Genomic DNA, 20,738 nt, shown 5'->3' with positions numbered 1-20,738 from the left:
AAGGAGATTCTATTATGAAATTTCTCAAGAAGCAGGCTGCTATGACCACACCGTGCACTATTTCTCATTATCATTACCCCACTTCGGCATATACAGATACTTCTCTATCGTATAGGAAAGTTTTACAAAGATTTGTAAAACTTGCGCACCTACTGAAGCAAAATTTGATACATCTCAAACAAAAACTGATCAAAGAGCATTCAGTTGCGACTAGAGATTCTCGCATTATCGATTGGGCGCCTTTGATTAAAGCATCTTCCTTAATAGAAATTAGTGACGACACAAACTATGGCAACCCAGCCGACAGATACTATGACAATCCATTAACTGGAAAAACCATTCTATGTGTGGGCGGAAGAATCAAACTTTATCCAGAATATAATCAGATAGTAAAAAAATTCGGCGGCACATTCATATCATTTCATGGTGATTCAAATGACACACTGGATAATTTATTCCTACTTATGGAAAAGACAGCTGATATGATTATTTGTCCAGTCGATTGCATCAATCATGAAGCATTCCAAACTGTCAAATATTACTGCAGATCTTCCGGAAAACCATGCGTCCTACTAGATCGTTCAGCGATTAATAGCTTTACAATGGGCATTCGCATGCTAGCCATAATGATGGCAAAAAAACCCATACGCTAACCAATCAATTTGTAATTTATTATCATGAACGACTTGAATAAAAACACAGAACCAGGAACATCGACAGTGGATTTCAATTAAAGGCAAGCTCGAACAAGGAAAGTACGAGTACGACTCAACAATATCCAAGCTAGACACACTGAGGTATGCTGATTTTCGAGGAGTCTAAAAAGTTTCATAAATATTAAAGCGATTTGGCATAGTCGCTTCCATGAGTGGCAAAGGCGACTGCTACAACAAGGCCCCGATGGAAAGCTTCTGGGGAATACTTAAACCCGGACTGGCGTATCATCGAAAATTCAAAACACGACAACAAGCAATTCAGGAAATTACCGAATATATAGAAACTTTTTATAACTGACAGCGTAAGCAAAAAAGACTGGGCTATCTGTCACCAGCAGAATTTACGCAGCGATACTATACAAATCTGGCCGCTGTTTAACTACATACATGCACTCCATTATTGACAACACATGTCCGTTTTCAAGATGAATAAACATTAAGCACGGAGCGTGCGTAATGTACCCACTATTGATAGAGTCTTATAAATTGCGGAAAACCTTTAAATAATGCGTTTTATTTTATTGTTATTTTTTTGTATCACCGGTGTGGCGAATGTGAATGGCAGTACACCCGCAGAAGTGCCGGATACCATGGCTGAGCGAGTTAAAGCTTGCACTATCTGTCATAGCGCTGAAGACAAAGTAGGGCGTGATGCTTATTACCCTCGCATAGCAGGTAAACCGCAGGGGTATCTTTTTAATCAAATGCGCAATTTTAGGGACGGCCGACGCTATTATCCGCCAATGGCCATTCTGTTGGAAAATATGTCGGACGAATACCTGTTGGAGATAGCACAGTACTTTTCATCTTTGCAATTACCTTACCCTGACCCTGAGCGAATTCAGATGCAACCCGAGGAAATCAAACTGGCAGAGCACCTGATTTATTCAGGATATCCAGAGCGGGATATCCCGGCATGCAGTGCCTGTCATGGAGATGTTTTGATGGGTGTAGAGCCTGCTATTCCAGGCTTGATTGGATTGCCTCGCGCTTATATCACGGCACAGCTGGGCGGGTGGCGCAATGGAGGTATCATGCGGGGTGGGAAGCCTGACTGCATGTCTGCAATTGCTAAACAGTTGACCGAGGACGAAGTCAATGCAGTTGCAAAATGGTTGGCGAATCAATCGGCTTCTGGGAAACCAAGTTCATTTGATGTGCTTTCATCTGAGTTGATAGATCGCTGCAGCCGAACTATTCTGGAAAACGGAGGTGCAGAGTGAAGCGTTTGGCCATAATACCCCGCGTAAGTTGGTGGAAAAATATTACTTTGCTGTGGATGTGCGTGATATTGCAAGCAATGGCTGCGGAGATTACGGCAAGCGAACCAGAATATTCTGACGAAGTGAGTTATGGCGCCTACCTAACCCGCATCGGAAATTGCATGGGATGCCATACGGCTAAAGGTGGCGTGCCATTTACGGGTGGACGCCGATTGTCTACATCATTTGGTGTATTCATTACCCCCAATCTTACCCCCGACAAAGAAACCGGGATTGGCCGCTGGACGCAACAGGATTTCTGGCAAGCACTGCATCAGGGCAAGTCGCGTGATGGGCGACTTCTATATCCAGCTTTTCCTTATACCGAATATACCAAAGTAACACGCCAGGACACCGATGCGATATTTGCTTATCTGCAATCGTTAGCGCCTGTTCCGCAATCCAATCCGCCGCACGATATTTTCTTTCCCTATAATTCCCAATCGCTGCTCGCAGTCTGGCGCGCATTGTATTTTAAAGAAGGCATTTATGAGCCGGATCAATCCAAAAACCAAACATGGAATCGCGGCGCTTATCTGGTACAAGGATTAGGTCACTGTAATGCCTGTCATACCACTCGTAATATATTGGGAGCGAGTCAAGATGAAGCCTTGATGGGTGGACAAATAATGGGCATGAATTGGTATGCGCCTTCTCTGTCCTCGCATTTGGAAGCAGGCAGTGGCGATTGGGAGATCGATGAAATCGTTGCTTTGTTAACAACAGGCGTAACAAAACGTGCTATGGCTTCGGGTCCCATGGCAACCGTTGTCAGGCAAAGTCTGCAATACTTGTCGCAAGAAGATGCTCTCGCTATGGCGACCTATCTAAAATCACTGACAGAAAATGAGACAGGCAAGTTGCCTGGTGTCCAGTTCTCGGTGATGTCGGGCAGCTTGCGGAAACATTTGGATCTGGGTGGGCAGCTTTATCAAGAATATTGTCAAGCATGTCATGGTGCAGACGGAAAAGGTGCCCCAGGCATTTATCCTGCGTTGGCCGGTAATCGGGGTGTAATTATGGATTCGCCATTGAATACTATTCGTAGCGTGCTGAATGGCGGCTATCCGCCCACAACGGCGGATAATCCCCGGCCTTATGGAATGCCACCGTTCCAACAGATTTTACGTAATGAAGAAGTGGCGCTGGTGGTGTCTTATATCCGAAATGCTTGGGGAAATCGTGCCAGTTTAGTAAGAGCGTTGGATGTTGATCGTAGTAAAGGCGGGAATGATTAACAAGACCTGAGATAGTGTTCACAGCATAGTATGCCTATGATCCATTACTATTTTTAGTATTTGTTTGCAAGTACCTCTAGTAAGCAATAACACAAGATATCAATATAACTATCAGAAAATGAGATAAATAATGAGCGCAAAACAATATGTGCAGCATTTGTTGAGCTTTATCGATGAAAGCCCGAGTCCTTGGCATGCCGTTGCTTCGATTGAAGCTGCAATCCAGGCTTTTCAGTTTGTTAAGCTGGATGAGATGGTCAAATGGCAGTTACAAACAGGCGGTCGATATTACGTGGTGCGCGATGACTCTTCGATCGTACTGTTTGTGCTGGGGCGTAAAGCACCTGCTGAATCGGGTTTCAAGATTGTGGGGGCGCATACGGATTCACCGGGATTCCGCATCAGACCGAATGCCGCGACCGCGAGTAATGGCATTGCCAGGATTGGTGTTGAAATTTACGGTGGACCGATCCTGGCAACCTTTACCGACCGCGATCTAAGTTTGGCCGGGCGAGTTAGCTATGTTGATGACAAAGGAAATCTTTCTCAAAAATTAGTGCGTTTCTATCAATCTTTAGTACGCTTGCCGAATCTTGCGATTCATTTGAATCGAGGCGTCAATGAGGATGGATTGAAACTACATAAGCAAAATGAATTATTTCTATTGTTCACACAACTGACCGCAGATCAACTACCACCGCAGCCTTATTTTGTCGCATTATTGGCGCAGGCGGCAGGAATAGAGGCTGCACAGCTATTATCCTGGGATCTGGCTGTTTACGATACGCATAAAGGGACATTCTGGGGCGCAAACCAGGAATTTTATGCCAACAGTCAGATTGATAACCTGGCATCTTGCCATGCTGGATTGCAAGCCTTACTGAACGATGCTGTCATAAACACTGCTGAAAGTACGCTGGTCTGCGCCTTCTTCGATCATGAAGAAATTGGTAGCAAAAGCCATATCGGAGCTGCCGGTAATTTTTTAACCGATGTGTTACAACGGATCAGTATTGCAACTTCATCGGACCGGGAAGCTATGTCATGCGCGTCCGCGAATAGCTTTTTGATCAGCGCGGATATGGCGCATGCTTATCATCCCAATTTTGCTTCAGCCTATGAAGCTGACCATAGTGTGATTGTCAACCAAGGCCCAGCGATTAAATCCAATGCGAATCGACGCTATAGCACTGAAAGCATTTCCACCGCACATTTTATTCGCTGGTGTAAAGAAGCGGATGTCCCCTATCAACGCTACTCACATCGTAGCGACTTGCCTTGCGGCAGTACGATCGGTCCGATTGCTTCAGCGCAGCTAGGTATTCGTAGCGTCGATATTGGCTGCCCGATGTGGGCTATGCACAGTGTCCGCGAAAGCGCAGGGGTACAGGATCATGAATATATGATTAAGGTACTGAAGCAATTTTTTAGTAATTGATGGTGCGGTAAAATTTCCGGTACTGAGTGATGCGTAAAATTGTAAGCAATTCATATAAGTATTAATTATTGTGAGAAAAATCACTGCTTTTCATTCTGAAAAAAATAATAATCAATGTCGAAATGAGATTGATAGGCTGGTTATCAATACTGAATAAACGCACGATTTGATTCTTTCTAAGCTTAACAAAGCACGGAGAAAAAGAGGTTCGATATGCTCGATATTATGATTGCAGTTTTTCTGATATACGCACTTTTCTCAGGATTAGTCAGCGGTGTCAATGAACTGATAATCCAATGGATTGGAATGCGAGGCAAGATGTTATTTGAAGGCATTGCAATGATGCTGGGGGAGTTGCCCAAGAAAACCTGTAAACCGGGTATTCTTAAACCATTTTTCATAAAAGGCGCAAATCTTACCGAAGATCTATACAAACATCCGCTGATTGACTCGCTGTCACCGGCAGGGAGTGAGAGACCTTCGTATATATCGTCGGCCACTTTTTCGGCTGCACTCATTCAAACACTGTCGAATGACGGTTCATTGGCTGCATTGCGGCAGAAACTAGACGATCGGAGTACCCGCTTGGGTCAATTATTCGGTCCTATGCTCGATGAAGTCAATGGAGATCTGGAAAAATTTAAGGCCAAAATCGAAACTCACTTCAATGAAGTAATGGACAGAGTGGGCGGATGGTACAAACGCCGTACGCAAGTTGTGCTGTTTGCGATTGGATTAATGCTGGCTGTGTTATTTAACGTCGATAGCATTCATATCATGCAACAACTGCAAAAAGATCCAGCACAAGTGGAAAAGCTGGTGCAGATGGCGGAAGCTAAAATGCAAGCTATTGAAGAACAGAATCAGAAATCAAACACCAATGTAGACGCTGTTTCGGAAGTTGATAAAAGTGTAGACGTCAACATCAAAGCACAATTTGCCGACCTTAAAAGTCAATTTGAAGCCTTCAATAATTTGACGTTACCTATTGGATGGGCTTTTTCAGATCAGTCCAATTCTTTTTTTGACTCTTTTGATTACCCAGCTCAACAAAACCGAAGCTTAAGCTTTCTTGGCTGGCTTCTCACTGCTTTGGCAGCCACATTGGGTGCGCCATTCTGGTTTGATGCTATATCTAAACTATTTACAATTCGCGGAGCCGGTAAAAAACCTGATGAATCTACTACAGCATCTGCGACACCTGTAGTGCAAGTGGTTACAACCCCAGAGAGTGGCACGGTGGTGCATGATATTCAACTGAACGATTTTGAAGCGAGTCGGTTAAATGGTGACGATATTGAAGGTTTGCAAAGAGCCTTGGGAGTCCCCGCTGCAAAAATAAATGGAAAATTTAGCGAGGAGCTGAGAAATTCACTCCGCGAATGGCAGCGCATCACTGGAAGAACCGTAACCGGCCAATTTGATGAGCCGACTGTATTGGCTCTGCTATACGCTGAATCAGGAGGAAAATAAACATGGCTGGTAGTGTACATATATTGCCCCAGGCAGGACGTCCGGATATCTCTGCCGAAACGCTGGAAGCATGGCTGGCTCCTCACAAAGAAGAACTGCAAAAGTTTCAGCTATGGATTGTGGGGATTCGCGGTTTTTTTCCTGCTATTGGTCCTTCCGGGCAGAATGACCGCAATGTATACGATGATGCGATCATTCTGCGGGTTCCGTCCCTCAATATTTTTGCTGCTTTTAATGGCAATACCGATCCCTCAAGAATTTACAAGGGTTTCGGCAAGAGTGAGCAAACCAAAGGAATGGCCGTTCTGAAAACAGGATTATGGCCGGCTTACCGTTTTGACCGACATAATGGCAATCAACCACATGAAGCTATCTGCCAAAGAGCGGGTACGGTTACGGTAATTCGGGACGGTGATCCGCCCTATCCGGATACCGGGAATTTTGGCATTAACATTCATCGAGGGGGTTATACAAAAACATCCAGCCTTGGATGCCAGACCATTCCTCCAGAGCAATGGGACGAGTTTTATTATCAAGCGAGTGACGCTGCAAAAAAACTTTGGGGAAGCGCGTGGAAAAGTAAGGCCATTGCTTATGTGTTGCTGGAGAATAAGGCATAGTCCCACTCGAAATATGAAAACTGGTTGGAAGTTTTAAGTTATCGCGTTAGATCATCGCATGATCAATGCGCTGGGATGTTGAATTAACAGGCTGTAATGATCCTTGTTGCGCGATACCCAGCCACGAATCTCCAGTGATTTCCCAACATAAGTACTCAGCGCAGGAAACAGATCGAGGTTTGTATTCAAGATGCGTATATCAATCTTGTCATCAAATATCAGTCGCGTGTATTTCCTGCTTTTCTTAATCGATGCCGGGGCTCCGGTAAATCGCTGCCAGCCTTTGTTGTGGTTGGCAATTTGAGCGATTGGCTTGGGTTGATAATCCGGCATTGACCAGATGCCGAGTTTTTGTTTTTCAGCCTGCTGCTGCGCTTGAATCAGTTTGTCGCTGTAGCGTACATTGGGCGGGATGATGCTGACAAAGGCCAAACCATTTTCCAATAGTGCCTGGTTAATATGTTTGCCATCCGGCGTAAAAACATGGGCAAGCAAACGCTTGTACTTATCTCGCTTGGTTTGATCATATTCCAGATAGACTTTGTTTTCCTGTAGCTGAGCCTGCAGCCACTTCTTGGCTGCAACGCCACCGGGCTCTTCCGCACGCAGCCGACTTTCAATTTCAGGCGTGTTAATGCCTAACAAACGAATCTGTTTTTTATCTTCCAATATGATGGTATCGCCATCGTATACTCTGACAACAGAATGTAAATGGCGCCCGGGTTGACTGATAATATCGAGTTTTTTGGCACCAGTTGAGGGTACGTCTGAATAGGTTATGCGGCCCCGGTCATCGACGCTGCGGTAGATTTCGCTTGCGAATCCATTGGATGTAAAAAAACTAAGGATCAGATAGCCAATCAGATAGTGCTGTTTGCTAAAAAACATAGACGATATCTCAGAAGAATGGATTGTAGTAGGCCGCTGGAAAACGTTTCCGAAGCAGCTGATGCAAGGAAAAAACAGGTGAAAAAGCGCAATTTATGCTTAATAAATGAGCCTTTTGAGCCTTTTTTAACGCCGCATCAGCAAGGTAGACAGTTTCTTCACGACCCTGTTAGATAAAACTTGGTCTGCATGATGCCATGATATCTAACTATAGAAAATACAAAAAACAATGCTGATTGATGCCTATAAACTTAATTGCATCAATACCAATGATCGTACGTGGTTCCTCCGCAAAATGACTTTGCGGAGGAAAGGGATAAAGTGAATTGAGCTAGATCCGATTTAGTGGGCGGGCAAGTATTTCGAGAATGCTACATTTTTCTCAAGTTTTTGCATGCAAGTTTTAGCGAAATCAGCAAGGTGACGTGGTTTACTGAAACCGGACACTCCAGTTAAGAGAAAATAGCTTAAGTGGAGGAAGAAATGGTAACGAGAAAGCAATATACGAAAGAATTTAAATTAGATGCGATCAGCCTAGTATTGGATCAGGGCCACACGACGTCAGAAGTATCTCGAAACCTTGAGATCACGCCCAATATGTTGAGGAGGTGGATCAGGGAATACCAGGCAGATGATGCTGATCAGTCATTCCTGGGTAATGGGAAACTGACACCAGAACAGGAAGAAATCCGGCAGTTGAAAGCACAAATCAAGCAGCTCAAGCTGGAGAGAGAAATACTAAAGGAAGCGACGGTCTTTTTCGCGAAAGAAACGAAGTGAAGTATTCGTTCATCACCCAAAGGAAAAATACCTATCCTGTTGGCTTGATGTGCCAACTTATGGGTGTAAGTCGTAGTGCCTACTATGGTTACGTTCGGTGCGTTGATAATGGCTATGTCACAATTAATTATTGAATTATTTGTCCAACGTGCATTGAGATATAGAGGTGTGCACAATGAAATCAACGGAATTCAAAACGTGGATGGATTCGATTGAACGCATGAGCCGTAATCAGCGAGACAAACTCCGGAAGAGATTGGAAGGAAAAGAGAATACTGATGAAGTAATTGCATTGATCGAACGTAATCAGGACGACAAACCTGCTTGTCCCTATTGTAAGACAAGCAACCTATATCGCTGGGGAAAAGCCAGTGAGCTGCAGCGTTATCGATGTCGTCAATGCAATCGGACGTTTAACGCGCTAACAGGCACGCCACTGGCACGGTTACGGCACAAGGACAAATGGTATGAATATGAGCAAACGATGATTCAGGGATTAAGCATCCGAAAATCATCGGACAGTTGTGGAATAGCCAAGAACACAAGCTTTAAGTGGCGTCATCGTTTTTTACAAATACCTTCGACTGGTCAACCCAGCAAAATGAATGGTATTGTCGAAGCAGATGAAACCTATTTTCTGGAATCCTTCAAAGGACAGCGTCGTTTACCCAGATCTGCACGCAAGCGTGGTGGTAAAGCCGTCAAGAAAGGGACATCAAAAGAACAAGTGCCCGTATTAGTGGTACGCGACCGTCATGGTGAGACTGCAAACTGTATACTGCATGGCACAAGTGCGCGGCAAATTGAACCAGTGCTTATTCCTTTGTTAAATAAGGATGTAATCTTGTGCACTGATGGGTTGCCCACTTATAAACAGATTGCCCGGCAAGCAAACATTGCCCACCGTCCAGTCAATATTGCCGCAGGTCAGAGAGTTATAAACAACATCTATCATATTCAGAACGTCAATGCGTATGATAGCCGGCTCAAGCAATGGATGAGGAAGTTTAATGGTGTGGCAACACGTTATCTTGGGAGTTATCTCGGATGGCACAGAATGATTGAACGCCTCGGTCAAAGTATTACCCCAACTCTTTGTTTCCTAGCATCTCTTGGGAAAACAAGGCAGATTCAATAACTAATTGTGACATAGCCTTTTAAAAACGCTATGTTGTATTCCTGGTTTTGCAATCATGGCGTACTTTACTTCGTTAGCTTCGCAAAGTACGCCGTTTCCTTTAGTATTTCTCTCTCCAGCTTGAGCTGCTTGATTTGCGCCTTCAACGGTCGAATTTCTTCTTGCTCCGGCGTCAGTTTCCCATTACTCCGGAATAACTGATCAGCTTCATCCGCCTGATATTACCTGATCCACCTCCTCAGCATATTGGCATTGATTTCCAGGCTTCGAGACACTTCCGATGTCGTATGGCCCTGATCCAATACCAGACTGATTGCATCTGATTTGTATTCCTTTGTATATTGCTTTCTCATTATCATTTCTTCCTCCAGTTAAGCTATTTTCTCTTAACTGGAATGTCCGGTTTCATTAAGCCAGGTCAGATATCATTATATTCATACTCTGGAAGGTTAGCTGTACCTGGCGGTTGTGATCGACTTGTTTTCTCGTCAAGTCGTGAGCTGGTCAATGGCCGCACATATGAAAACCCACTTAGTCAACGATGCACTCCTGACGGCTATTTGGAAACGTAAATCCGAAAAAGGCTTATTGTGGCATACCGACCGGGGTAGCAATATGCCTCAGAAAGTCACCGGAAATTACTAAAGCAGCATGGCATCCAGCAAAATATGAGCTAGAAGGGCAATTGCTGGGACAACGCCGTGTCGGAAAGCTTCTTCCATACCTTACCGAATTGATCTATCATCAAACGTTTCATTCTCGAGAAGAAGCTAAGCAGGCTGTGTTTGAATATATCGAAGTGTTTTACAACCGGCAGCGATTACATTCAGCTAATGGATATATATCCCCCGTTGACTTCGAGTTGCAGCAAAATGCTGCTTAACCTTGTGTCCAGAAAAGTGTTGATACATCATCTCCTGCAAACCCGGGGCGGTTCAATAAGCGCTATGATGATTTAGAAACTTTTGTGTAGTTTCTTATGCAAAGAAAGAAGGATTTTTGAACTCCGGATTAGGATATTTATAAAAACCTTCGCCGGAGTTGACGCCTGTTTTTCCTTTATCTAAATATTGTTCTTTGAGCTGTTCTGCCACAATAGCCAATTCAGGATCTGTTGCTGCGGCATTTTTGGTAACATGGTATATCACGTTCAGGCCAGTTTCATCCATTTGGGCAAACGGTCCCATTACCGTTTTACTCATATTTTGAACCATCCATACTTTATCGACTATCTTGTAATTTACAATGCCTAGGAAGTGAAGTTTCAAAGCTGCAAATCCCCAAGGGATGAACAGGGAATTGATAACATATCCTGGATATTCAACCGCTATGGGGACTGGCGACAAGCCAATTTTCTCCACAAAATCGACAACCGTGTCAAAGGATTCTTTGTTGGTTCCACCGTGGGCCATTACTTCAGATAATGGTTTCTCCCAAACTATACTAAGAAAGTGCATGGCCAAGAAACGGTCCGGACCTTTAATTTCATCTACCCAATTACTTGGTACGAATGAGGAAGAGTTAGAGGTTAAAATAGTATCTTCCCTGGCGATTCTTGAAACGTTGTACCAAAATTCTTTTTTGATTTTTACATCTTCCGGCACCGATTCACTTATTAAATCGGCATTCGCAAAGGCTTCCTCTATATTAGTTGTATAGGAAATCCTGTTCAAGCTTGCATTGACCTCTTCTTGCGTACTTCGCCCTTCTTCAACGAAAGCTTTGGCGTAATTTTGGTGCAATTGCTTTCCATTCTCTAGTCCTTTTTCAAATGGGTCGTAAACCTTTACAGTAAACCCATTAAATGCGGTTTGCCATGATATTTGTGATCCCATGACACCGGCACCTGCGATTGTTACATTTTTAATTTTCATAATTTCTAATATTCTAACGTTGTTGAGTATGCTTTCATCACTCTACAAAATTAGGTTGTGTGTAGCAAGCTAAATCGTCCTAAAAAGCCAAATCAACCCGAGGCAACCTGATTTTGCATTGAGGTGGCCCCGTAAATTCGGCCACAGAATGGATTGATGTGTCAACACTTTTCTGGACACAAGGTTAAGCAGCATTTTGCTGCAACTCGAAGTCAACGGGGGATATATATCCATTAGCTGAATGTAATCGCTGCCGGTTGTAAAACACTTCGATATATTCAAACACAGCCTGCTTAGCTTCTTCTCGAGAATGAAACGTTTGATGATAGATCAATTCGGTAAGGTATGGAAGAAGCTTTCCGACACGGCGTTGTCCCAGCAATTGCCCTTCTAGCTCATATTTTGCTGGATGCCATGCTGCTTTAGTAATTTCCGGTGACTTTCTGAGGCATATTGCTACCCCGGTCGGTATGCCACAATAAGCCTTTTTCGGATTTACGTTTCCAAATAGCCGTCAGGAGTGCATCGTTGACTAAGTGGGTTTTCATATGTGCGGCCATTGACCAGCCCACGACTTGACGAGAAAACAAGTCGATCACAACCGCCAGGTACAGCCAACCTTCCAGAGTATGAATATAAGTGATATCGCCCACATATACCCGATTTATCTGATCAATGGCGAACTAACGATCCAAATAGTTAGGTGCAATCAGCAGTTCATGTTTTGAATCTCCAGCGGCTTTTTTTAATATATCTCGCTCTTCACGGGCAATAGCTAATTCACGCTCTAGCACACGAATACGTAATTGTTCGGCACTCAGCTTGCTGACACCGAGGCTGCCTGTGAGCGTGCCTTGCTGATATTGCGAAATCCAAGTTCTGATCAAACCGCTTCTTTCTTAAATTCTTCTGTAAACACACGACGGGGAATACGTTTCATAAAAACTCCTATCAAGTTGATAAAATATCATCAACTTGCCCGCCCTCAAAATCAGACCTTACTCACATTTTGATGATGACGAGAAACTTATAGAGTTGATTGCAAAGACTCCTTAGTGTGTACGGAATGACAAATAGAAACCACTCAGAGATTTCTTAAACGAGAAAACTACGCTGGAAAGTAATTTAAGCCAAACTTATGGAAGAAAGTGGATTAAAATTGACGCCTATTAAATCGGATTGATCAATTGATGATATTGGTAACGCTAAGTATTCCTCGATTATCCATAGGCGTGTCAGGAATATTTTAAATTATTACAAAACACTGCGATTATCGTTCATCTTTTCTCAAAAAAATTAATCATTGAGTATGGCATCTGAAACTTTGATTGAGGTCAATGACCTGAATTTCTCCTATCCTGCGCGCGCGATTCTGAACGGCATCAATATGACTATGCGGCGTGGCCAGGTCATTGCGGTGATGGGCGGCAGCGGATCAGGGAAAACCACGTTGCTGCGATTAATCAGTGGCGCGATTCAGCCCACTTCCGGATATGTAAAATTTGCCGGAGAAGTAGTGCATGAACTGGATCGTGATGCGTTGTTCAAGCTGCGACGCAAAATGGGTATGCTGTTTCAGTTTGGCGCATTATTTACTGACTTGTCCGTGTTTGATAATGTGGCGTTTCAGATGCGTGAGCACACCAATTTACCGGAGTCGATGATTCGTGATCTGGTATTGATGAAATTGCATGCAGTCGGTCTGCGCGGCGGACATCAATTGATGCCCAATGAATTATCCGGCGGAATGGCGCGGCGTGTGGCTTTAGCCCGTTCGATCGCACTGGATCCGATGTTGATCATGTATGACGAACCATTTACTGGGCTTGATCCGATTTCGTTAAGCGTGATTGGCAATCTGATCCGCCGGTTAACGGACTCTCTCGGCATGACTTCGATAGTGGTGACGCACGATGTGCATGAATCGTTAAAAATTGTTGATTATGTTTACTTTATTGCAGATGGCGTGATAGCGGCCGAAGGCACGCCTAAAGAAGTGCGCGAATCGATTGCGCCTTTTGTGCATCAATTTATCCACGGCGAAGAGGATGGGCCGGTGCCTTTTCATTATCCTGCGCAAGCCTACCGGAAGGATCTGAATCTGGAGGATATCGTTGCTTAAGCAGATTATATCCGGTATTCAGAATATCGGGCATCGTGCGATCGAAAGCGTCTGGCGGCTAGGTGTTGCCAGTCGTTTTTTTATTCTAGTGTTATTAAAATCCGGCACCAGTCTGCGTCGATTTGATCTAGTTATACGGGAATTATATTTTACCGGTGTATTGTCGCTGATCATTATCGTGGTATCAGGCTTGTTTGTGGGGATGGTGCTCGGTTTACAGGGCTACGAGACATTACAGAAATACGGTTCGGAGTCAGCCGTTGGCACGCTGGTGGCGTTGTCTTTGGTGCGTGAATTGGGCCCGGTCGTAGCAGCGCTATTGTTTGCCAGCCGGGCCGGTTCTGCCATTACTGCAGAAATAGGTTTGATGAAAGCAACCGAACAATTGGCGGCAATGGGGATGATGGCGGTTGACCCGATTGCCCGTGTCGTCGCTCCGCGGTTTTGGGCCGGCGTGATTTCCATGCCATTTTTGGCAGCAATGTTTTCAGTGATGGGTGTTTTTGGCGGATATCTTGTTACTGTGTTATTCATCGGCGTGGATGAAGGCTCTTACTGGTCGCAAATGCAAAGTGCGGTTGATTTCCGGTTTGATATATTAAATGGTTTCATTAAAAGCTGTTTTTTTGGTGTGGCGGTTACCGCGATTGCGGTTTTTGAAGGATATGATGCACCGCCGACGGCAGAAGGCGTATCCGGTGCGACTACGCGCACGGTAGTCACTTCTTCATTAGTCATTTTAGGGCTTGATTTTATTTTGACCGCTTTTATGTTTAGAGGGGTAAGTTAATGCAGCGGACAACGATGGATTTATGGGTGGGTGTGTTTGTGATCACGGGCATCATTGCGCTCATGATCCTGAGTCTTAAGGTTGGCAATCTGAATGTTTATAATCCCGCGCAAAGTTATGTGATCACCGGGAATTTTGAGAATATCGGTGGCTTAAAGATCCGTGCGCCAGTGAAGAGCGCAGGTGTCGTAGTTGGGCGTGTAACGAATATACAGTTTAGTACGGAAACTTACGATGCGGTTGTGACTATGAGCATGGATGGCCAATTTGAATTTCCTAAAGATACATTTGCCAGTATTTTGACGTCAGGGTTGTTGGGAGAACAGTATATTGGATTGGCTGCAGGTGGCGATGAGGCGAAGTTCAAAGAGGGTGATAAAATAATGAAAACCAATTCCGCCATGGTGCTTGAAGAATTAATCGGACGTTTTTTATTTAATAAAGCGGCAGAAGATGATTCTTTCTAATTCAATGGGTTGTTAATTTTATTCTGGTTGGTTAGTATTGCATATTACGATTTACAATTTACGGTTAAAAACTTGATGAGGTGATAATGAAAAGGTTTCTCGGGTTAATGATACTCATGCTTGCTAATTTGGTAGCATCGTCTGCTTGGTCAGTAGATTTGGCACCGGACAGACTAGTGGACAGGACAGTAAAGGAAGTGATCGGGATTATCCAAAAAGATGAAGAGCTGAGAAGTGGCGATAGAGAAAAAATGTTCGATTTGATCGAGGCTAAGATTCTGCCACACTTCAATTTTTCGCGCATGACGCAGCTTGCAATGGGGCAGCATTGGTCCAAAGCCCAGCCGGAGCAGCAAAATAAGATTGTGAATGAATTCCGCATACTGCTGGTTCGCACGTATTCCAATGCGTTAACAAGTTATCATGATGAAGCGATTAAAGTGAATCCATTACCTGATTTAGGTGATCGTACTGAAACCAAGGTGCGTACCATGGTGATTCAAGGGAAAGGAAAAGAGCCCGTTCCGATCGATTACAGCATGGAAAAAAAACCAGATGGCTGGAAAGTCTATGATGTTACAGTGGCTGGCGTGAGCCTGGTGACAAATTATCGTGGAAGTTTCAACAGTCAGGTTCGCAAAGGCGGTGTGGAAGGGCTTTTGAAAGCCTTGTCGGATAAAAATAAGTCGCTTGAGAGGAAAAGATAGTTGTGACGGTGAGTCGATATGATCCTTACACCACAATGATTTTTCGCGATAACAACAGAGTTATTGTGCAAGGTTCGGTCACGATTGATAATGTTGTGCGGTTGATGCAAGAAGGAATCGCGTTGTTTGATGATCAGCCATTAACGATTGATCTGGAGCAAGTGTCTGAAGTCGATTCAACCATTATCAGCATGTTGCTTGAATGGTTGCGTGCAACACGCAAAAATACCCATACGCTGCAGTTCATTAACCTTCCTGAGAATCTCACCAGCCTGGTTCAGTTATATGGAGTGGCGGAATTAATTCCGATTCCGCCACCCCCAGCCACACCCCAAAGCGCTTCTTGATCCGATACGATTCTGCTGTCTCTGAAGTTCTTATAATTTAACTCCCTATACGATGTTATCTGCGATTGAAATCAAGCGCGTATGTAAAGATTTTGGAAGCATGCGCGCATTAGTCGATGTGGATTTGGAGATTTCTCCAGGGGAATTTTTTGCATTGCTGGGCCCCAATGGTGCCGGAAAAACAACGTTGATCAATATTATTGCCGGCTTGTCCTTGGCCGATAGTGGCTCGGTCAATGTGATGGGACACAACGTTATTACACAATACCAGCAAGCGCGGCGGAATCTGGGGGTCGTTCCACAGGAATTAGTATATGATCCTTTTTTCAGCGTACGCGAGGTTTTACTCATCCAATCCGGTTATTACGGGATAAAACACAATAATCTCTGGGTAGACGAAATTATTGAACGCCTCGATTTAACCGACAAGGCCAATGCGAATATGCGCTCGCTATCCGGTGGCATGAAGCGGCGCGTTCTGGTTGCGCAAGCACTGGTACACAAACCGCCAGTCATTATTCTGGATGAACCGACAGCGGGGGTGGATGTTGAGTTGCGGCAAACCTTATGGGATTTTATCAAGCAACTTAACCAGGATGGGCATACGATTGTTCTGACCACACATTATTTGGAAGAAGCGGAAACGTTGTGCAACCGCGTGGCTATGCTCAAGGAAGGTAGGATTATTGCATTGGATAGCACGCAGAACCTGATTGAAAAATTGGTTTCAGGCAACTCGGTAAAAATAAGATTGCTACCCGATAACCTACCGTTGGTGCTTCAACCGTTGAAGAAAAGTTGCACTAATGGCTTGTATGAACTACGAATAGATAATTATGCACACCTAGAATTTATTCTGTCGGCTTTGAGATCTGAAAATATACACATACAGGAAATGCATTTGCAGCAACCTGATCTGGAGGATGCTTTTGTTAGTCTCATCAGAAATAGTGGGAATAAATTGCAATGACCGGTTTTTTGACCCTGTTGCATAAAGAATTGCTGCGTTTCTGGAAAGTCGGTTTCCAAACAATCATAGCACCGATGGTTTCCACTCTGCTGTATCTGCTGGTTTTCTTTCACGTGCTGGAGACGCGGATAGAAGTTTACCCGGAAGTGGCGTATACGATTTTCCTGATCCCCGGATTAGTCATGATGTCAGTGATCCAGAATGCCTTTGCAAATTCATCTTCCAGCATGATTCAATCCAAAATTAGCGGCAACATCGTGTTTGTCTTGCTTTCACCTCTCACGTATCGTGCCATATTTTTTGCGTATATACTGGCATCCATTGTTCGTGGTCTTTTGGTGGGTTTGGGCGTTTATCTGGTCACATTGATATTTTTTGATATTCCGCTACTATTACCCCTTTGGGCAATATTGTTTGTCATTCTGGGAAGTGCGATACTGGGCGCATTGGGATTAATTGCAGGAATTCTGGCGGACAAGTTTGATCAATTAGCCGCTTTTCAGAATTTTATAATTTTACCGCTCACGTTTTTATCAGGCGTCTTTTATACTATTCATTCACTGCCAGCCGGTTGGCAGTATTTATCTCACCTTAATCCATTTTTTTATATGATTGATGGATTTCGCTACGGTTTTTTTGGTGTATCGGATATTTCGCCTCATATTAGCTTATTGATTGTTTCTATGTGCCTGATAGCGATATCTGCCCTGACCATCAATCTGCTCAGAAGCGGATATAAACTGAGACAGTAAAATAATTTTGCTTTACTTTAATATGCTAACGCATGAAGGAGAATTAAAATGCTTACCGCAGAGGAAATTAAAACATATATTGAATCATCGCTACCCTGTGAGCATGTGCTGGTGGAGGGAGACGACGGAGTTCATTTTCATGCACTGATCGTCAGTTCTGAATTTAATGGGAAGAACGCGGTGCAACAGCATCAGTTAGTATACAAATCACTGGGCGATAGAATGAGGCAGGAAATTCATGCGCTATCAATGAAAACGCTGACACCTGAACAATGGGCAGCAGCATCCCAATGATGCAAGATAATAACTGATAATTGATTGGCATCGTTCAGCCAAAGAAAATAATTTATAACTAACCCCTATTTATTGATCTGGAATTTCATTGTTTAGATTACTTGGTGCCTTCGTCGGGTTTTTCATCTTTGGCTTTTTGGGCATTTTCCTGGGCTATTTTGTTGGAAGCTTTATAGACCGTTTTAACGCGTACGGTTCAGGTGGGATGAATCCATTTAATGCTACGCGCCGCCAGTCGGTTTTTCTGGAAACCACTTTCATATTGATGGGAAAGCTGGCTAAATCGGATGGGCGTGTTTCTGAGACTGAGGTGTCGCATGTAGAGCTGTTCATGCAGAAACTTGGCATGACGCACGAGCACCGATTAAAAGCCATCGCTTTATTCAAGCAAGGGGCATCGGCTAACTATGATATTCACCCGCAAATAAATCAATTTCTCGCTGTATGTGGCGCTTCCAGCAACTTGAAGCAAATGTTGCTGGTGTATTTGATCATCATGGGATTATCGGATGGACAGTTGAATTCCGTCGAAGAAGCGCTTTTGCGCGAGATTGCCGGGTACCTTGGGTATCATCAGGCGGCATTCGATCAGCTAATCGACATGGTGAAGAATCAAATGCATTTTTCCGGTGGACAAACAAGCTCACCCCATGCATTGGAGGACGCATACCGAGCGCTAGGTGTCAGTAAAGATAGTACAGACCAACAAGTCAAACGGGCTTATCGTAAGCTGATGAGTCAATATCATCCGGACAAATTGATGGGACAAGGCGTGCCGGAGGAAATGGTCGCAATGGCCACTGAACAGGCCCAAGAAGTCCAGACTGCCTATGATTTAATTAAAAAGAACCGGGACCAAAATCGATAAGGCCTCTTAGTCGACTCAATCATTCAACTGAACCATGAAACCACTGCTGTACACATTCCGCCGTTGCCCTTATGCAATGCGTGCTCGATTGGCCATTAAAGTCAGCGGAGTCGAAGTGACGACGCACGAAGTCAGTCTGCGCGCCAAGCCGAAAGAAATGCTGGAATGTTCACCCAAAGGCACTGTGCCGGTATTAAAATTTGCCGATGGCAGCGTACTCGAACAAAGCCTGGACATCATGCAATGGGCGCTTTCCATCCATGACCCTGAGCATTGGCTTGAGAGTGATCAAGAAAAATCAAATGCAATCATGTCACTGATCAAGCAAAATGACGAATCGTTTAAACCCGCGTTGGATCTCTACAAATATGCCGTTCGGTTTCCCGAACATTCTGAGGCTTATTATCGCGAACAAGCTAAACCCTTTTTAGCCGACCTGAATGCACGTTTGAGTCAGGATGGTTACCTGTTGTATGCCCGCTATACATTGGCTGATATGGCCATCTTTCCTTTCATCCGGCAGTTTTGTAATGTCAATCCGGATTGGTTTTATGCTTCACAATACGCTCATTTAATTGAATGGCTGAATCGTTTGATTGAATCTAACTTATTCCAGAACGTAATGCAGAAAGAAGTTGGTTAACTAGAATAGGCTGTTGAGAAATGTATTCGAAGCAAGCGGGCGTTGGATGCAAGTGGGTGCACGATTAATTTGTTATACGTTTTCATTGGCCCACTCCAATAGATTACTGGATAGTTTTGCAAGTTCTGGAAATATGAGAAGAGAGGCATGCACAGTTTCTTGCTTGATCGGCTCAATGCTGTGAGGATGGCCTGCCTCATTTCGAGCAGCCCTGATTTGCTGGGTAAATGCTGGCCAATAAGATTCATACTCTTCTCTCAATGAAAAAGGCATTTTTTTAGATTTATCATCAAAAACCGACTCCAGACCCAAAAGTGTTTCTTTCGCTCTCCAGGTGGTCAAATTCTTGGGGATCTTCTGTTCTGTTTTTTCGAGCTTGTCTTTAACAGTATCACGCAGATCGTTAATCAGAGCTTCTGACGCAGCACTAACCATAACTGCCGCTGATTTATATAAGCCGGAAACATAACAGTTTAGCCCTTCTTCTAGGTATGATTTTGATATTAGATTGAGTGCCGCAACCGAATAAAGATGTTTGAGATACCCTTCGGGATTTGAAGGATCTCTACCAACACGGGATAAGGCCTCTCGCCCCTGAGATGTGAGATGAAAAAATGGTGGGTTAGGATTCGATAAATTGTAACCCCAAGCCAAATAACCCGTTCTAAACAAATCATGCCATTGCGTTAAAATTGCTTCCTCGATCTCATGGTTGTTACTAGCACTCAGCCTACGACTGACTTCACTTAGAACCGAGTTAGTTTGAAGCGTTGCATCTGCGGGCCTCTTTGGCGACTGTTTTCAATCACTTCCAGTAACGTGCCTCTAATATCCATATCCATTGCTTGATGCTTCTTTTTTCTTACAACGTTTAAATTGATGAACATCCCAAATGAGCGTAGTAGTCAACAACGCAAGCAATGCTCTTTCAGGAGTAATAGGTGTCGTCCGGTCTAGAATCAAGAATTCTTGCTCTTACGTCACGAAGAATAACTCCAATCGTTGTTGGGTGCAATTGATAGTACGCTTCCGATTTCTCGTTGGCTGTATGCGCCTGTCTTGCAGACTGCAATTTATGAGTGTGACAAATATCAGCATACTCAGAAAAATCGTGCTTTCTCGCTCATGTCAATCCAGCTCACATCGAAATGATAGCCTGGTAGCTCAGATGGCGCGCTGAATTTCTGAGTAAGCTCTGAGTAAGCTCTAAATAAAGTTCCGACTCGCTCAATAAAAAGGCACAAATTAACTTTGTGCCTTTGGCAATTACCCATCAGAAAAACTAAGTCTTTTTAAGCTGTGCTTTGCCCTTCATTTTTATTTTTGCGCATCATCATAAAAGCAGCAACGC

20 protein-coding genes and 5 pseudogenes are annotated in these 20,738 nt (G+C 44.0%); 20 read left to right on the top strand and 5 right to left on the bottom strand.

The window, feature by feature from the left end:
* Positions 1–14 precede the first annotated feature (14 nt).
* From QZV86_RS01550 to QZV86_RS01520, 7 genes and pseudogenes are all read left to right on the top strand, one after another.
* Positions 15–653 (top strand): DUF2325 domain-containing protein, encoded by a 639-nt coding sequence (locus QZV86_RS01550; RefSeq protein WP_295623521.1) that lies wholly within the window; start codon positions 15–17, stop codon positions 651–653.
* A 184-nt stretch (positions 654–837) separates the two neighbouring features.
* Positions 838–1,095 (top strand): annotated as a pseudogene (locus QZV86_RS01545) (IS3 family transposase); the annotation flags it as partial.
* A 124-nt stretch (positions 1,096–1,219) separates the two neighbouring features.
* On the top strand, positions 1,220–1,939 hold the full coding sequence (locus QZV86_RS01540) for a c-type cytochrome (protein ID WP_295623561.1): 720 nt from the start codon (positions 1,220–1,222) through the stop codon (positions 1,937–1,939).
* Entirely contained in the window at positions 1,936–3,216 is a 1,281-nt protein-coding gene (locus tag QZV86_RS01535) for a cytochrome c (RefSeq protein WP_295623520.1), read from the top strand. The genes QZV86_RS01540 and QZV86_RS01535 overlap by 4 nt, the downstream gene beginning before the upstream one ends.
* A gap of 130 nt (positions 3,217–3,346) precedes the next feature.
* A complete protein-coding gene (locus QZV86_RS01530; protein ID WP_295623519.1) occupies positions 3,347–4,654 on the top strand; it encodes a M18 family aminopeptidase in 1,308 nt (435 codons plus the stop codon).
* Between the two features lie 213 nt (positions 4,655–4,867).
* The gene (locus tag QZV86_RS01525) at positions 4,868–6,127 is read left to right on the top strand and encodes a peptidoglycan-binding domain-containing protein (RefSeq protein ID WP_295623518.1); all 1,260 of its coding nucleotides are present in this window, start codon (positions 4,868–4,870) and stop codon (positions 6,125–6,127) included.
* A 2-nt stretch (positions 6,128–6,129) separates the two neighbouring features.
* A complete protein-coding gene (locus QZV86_RS01520) occupies positions 6,130–6,747 on the top strand; it encodes a hypothetical protein (RefSeq protein WP_295623517.1) in 618 nt (205 codons plus the stop codon).
* A 51-nt stretch (positions 6,748–6,798) separates the two neighbouring features.
* Here the strand turns inward: QZV86_RS01520 and QZV86_RS01515 are convergent, their stop codons facing one another.
* Complete coding sequence (locus tag QZV86_RS01515) at positions 6,799–7,635, bottom strand: thermonuclease family protein (RefSeq protein WP_295623516.1); 837 nt, start codon at positions 7,633–7,635, stop codon at positions 6,799–6,801.
* Between the two features lie 483 nt (positions 7,636–8,118).
* Here QZV86_RS01515 and QZV86_RS01510 point away from each other — a divergent pair.
* Both QZV86_RS01510 and QZV86_RS01505 read left to right on the top strand, forming a co-directional pair.
* A pseudogene (locus QZV86_RS01510) lies at positions 8,119–8,525 on the top strand (transposase); the annotation flags it as partial.
* A gap of 65 nt (positions 8,526–8,590) precedes the next feature.
* Positions 8,591–9,553: an IS1595 family transposase gene (locus tag QZV86_RS01505; RefSeq protein ID WP_295623515.1), complete on the top strand. Its 963-nt coding sequence runs from the start codon at positions 8,591–8,593 to the stop codon at positions 9,551–9,553.
* Between the two features lie 45 nt (positions 9,554–9,598).
* Here QZV86_RS01505 and QZV86_RS01500 read toward each other — a convergent pair.
* Positions 9,599–9,912, bottom strand: a pseudogene (locus QZV86_RS01500) (transposase); the annotation flags it as partial.
* Between the two features lie 70 nt (positions 9,913–9,982).
* Here QZV86_RS01500 and QZV86_RS01495 point away from each other — a divergent pair.
* Positions 9,983–10,436 (top strand): annotated as a pseudogene (locus QZV86_RS01495) (IS3 family transposase); the annotation flags it as partial.
* 94 nt (positions 10,437–10,530) lie between these two features.
* Here the strand turns inward: QZV86_RS01495 and QZV86_RS01490 are convergent.
* Entirely contained in the window at positions 10,531–11,427 is an 897-nt protein-coding gene (locus QZV86_RS01490) for a 3-hydroxyacyl-CoA dehydrogenase NAD-binding domain-containing protein (RefSeq protein ID WP_295623514.1), read from the bottom strand.
* 184 nt (positions 11,428–11,611) lie between these two features.
* A pseudogene (locus tag QZV86_RS01485) lies at positions 11,612–12,158 on the bottom strand (IS3 family transposase); the annotation flags it as partial.
* A 578-nt stretch (positions 12,159–12,736) separates the two neighbouring features.
* Between QZV86_RS01485 and QZV86_RS01480 the strand changes: the two are divergent.
* The 10 genes from QZV86_RS01480 (at position 12,737) to QZV86_RS01435 (ending at position 19,387) form a co-directional block, all read left to right on the top strand.
* Entirely contained in the window at positions 12,737–13,549 is an 813-nt protein-coding gene (locus QZV86_RS01480; RefSeq protein ID WP_295623513.1) for an ABC transporter ATP-binding protein, read from the top strand.
* Complete coding sequence (gene mlaE, locus QZV86_RS01475; RefSeq protein WP_292920199.1) at positions 13,542–14,339, top strand: lipid asymmetry maintenance ABC transporter permease subunit MlaE; 798 nt, start codon at positions 13,542–13,544, stop codon at positions 14,337–14,339. Before QZV86_RS01480 ends, mlaE begins: the two co-directional genes overlap by 8 nt.
* Entirely contained in the window at positions 14,339–14,806 is a 468-nt protein-coding gene (gene mlaD / locus QZV86_RS01470) for an outer membrane lipid asymmetry maintenance protein MlaD (protein WP_295623512.1), read from the top strand. The genes mlaE and mlaD overlap by 1 nt, the downstream gene beginning before the upstream one ends.
* Positions 14,807–14,892: 86 nt before the next feature.
* Entirely contained in the window at positions 14,893–15,513 is a 621-nt protein-coding gene (locus QZV86_RS01465) for a phospholipid-binding protein MlaC (protein WP_295623511.1), read from the top strand.
* A gap of 8 nt (positions 15,514–15,521) precedes the next feature.
* Positions 15,522–15,860, top strand: a complete 339-nt coding sequence (locus tag QZV86_RS01460) for an STAS domain-containing protein (RefSeq protein WP_295623510.1) — start codon at positions 15,522–15,524, stop codon at positions 15,858–15,860.
* Between the two features lie 52 nt (positions 15,861–15,912).
* The gene (locus QZV86_RS01455; protein WP_295623509.1) at positions 15,913–16,830 is read left to right on the top strand and encodes an ABC transporter ATP-binding protein; all 918 of its coding nucleotides are present in this window, start codon (positions 15,913–15,915) and stop codon (positions 16,828–16,830) included.
* Entirely contained in the window at positions 16,827–17,582 is a 756-nt protein-coding gene (locus QZV86_RS01450) for an ABC transporter permease (RefSeq protein ID WP_295623508.1), read from the top strand. The genes QZV86_RS01455 and QZV86_RS01450 overlap by 4 nt, the downstream gene beginning before the upstream one ends.
* A gap of 48 nt (positions 17,583–17,630) precedes the next feature.
* Positions 17,631–17,876 (top strand): BolA/IbaG family iron-sulfur metabolism protein, encoded by a 246-nt coding sequence (locus QZV86_RS01445; RefSeq protein ID WP_295623507.1) that lies wholly within the window; start codon positions 17,631–17,633, stop codon positions 17,874–17,876.
* Between the two features lie 88 nt (positions 17,877–17,964).
* Complete coding sequence (gene djlA / locus QZV86_RS01440) at positions 17,965–18,744, top strand: co-chaperone DjlA (protein WP_295623506.1); 780 nt, start codon at positions 17,965–17,967, stop codon at positions 18,742–18,744.
* Positions 18,745–18,778: 34 nt separating this feature from the next.
* Complete coding sequence (locus tag QZV86_RS01435; protein WP_295623505.1) at positions 18,779–19,387, top strand: glutathione S-transferase; 609 nt, start codon at positions 18,779–18,781, stop codon at positions 19,385–19,387.
* Positions 19,388–19,459: 72 nt separating this feature from the next.
* Here the strand turns inward: QZV86_RS01435 and QZV86_RS01430 are convergent, their stop codons facing one another.
* Complete coding sequence (locus tag QZV86_RS01430) at positions 19,460–20,059, bottom strand: hypothetical protein (protein ID WP_295623504.1); 600 nt, start codon at positions 20,057–20,059, stop codon at positions 19,460–19,462.
* Positions 20,060–20,738 lie beyond the last annotated feature (679 nt).

This window comes from uncultured Nitrosomonas sp. (assembly GCF_902826915.1).
Classification (GTDB): domain Bacteria; phylum Pseudomonadota; class Gammaproteobacteria; order Burkholderiales; family Nitrosomonadaceae; genus Nitrosomonas.
Note: the sequence above shows the minus strand (reverse complement) of the source record. Positions and strands in the feature narration are given on the sequence as shown.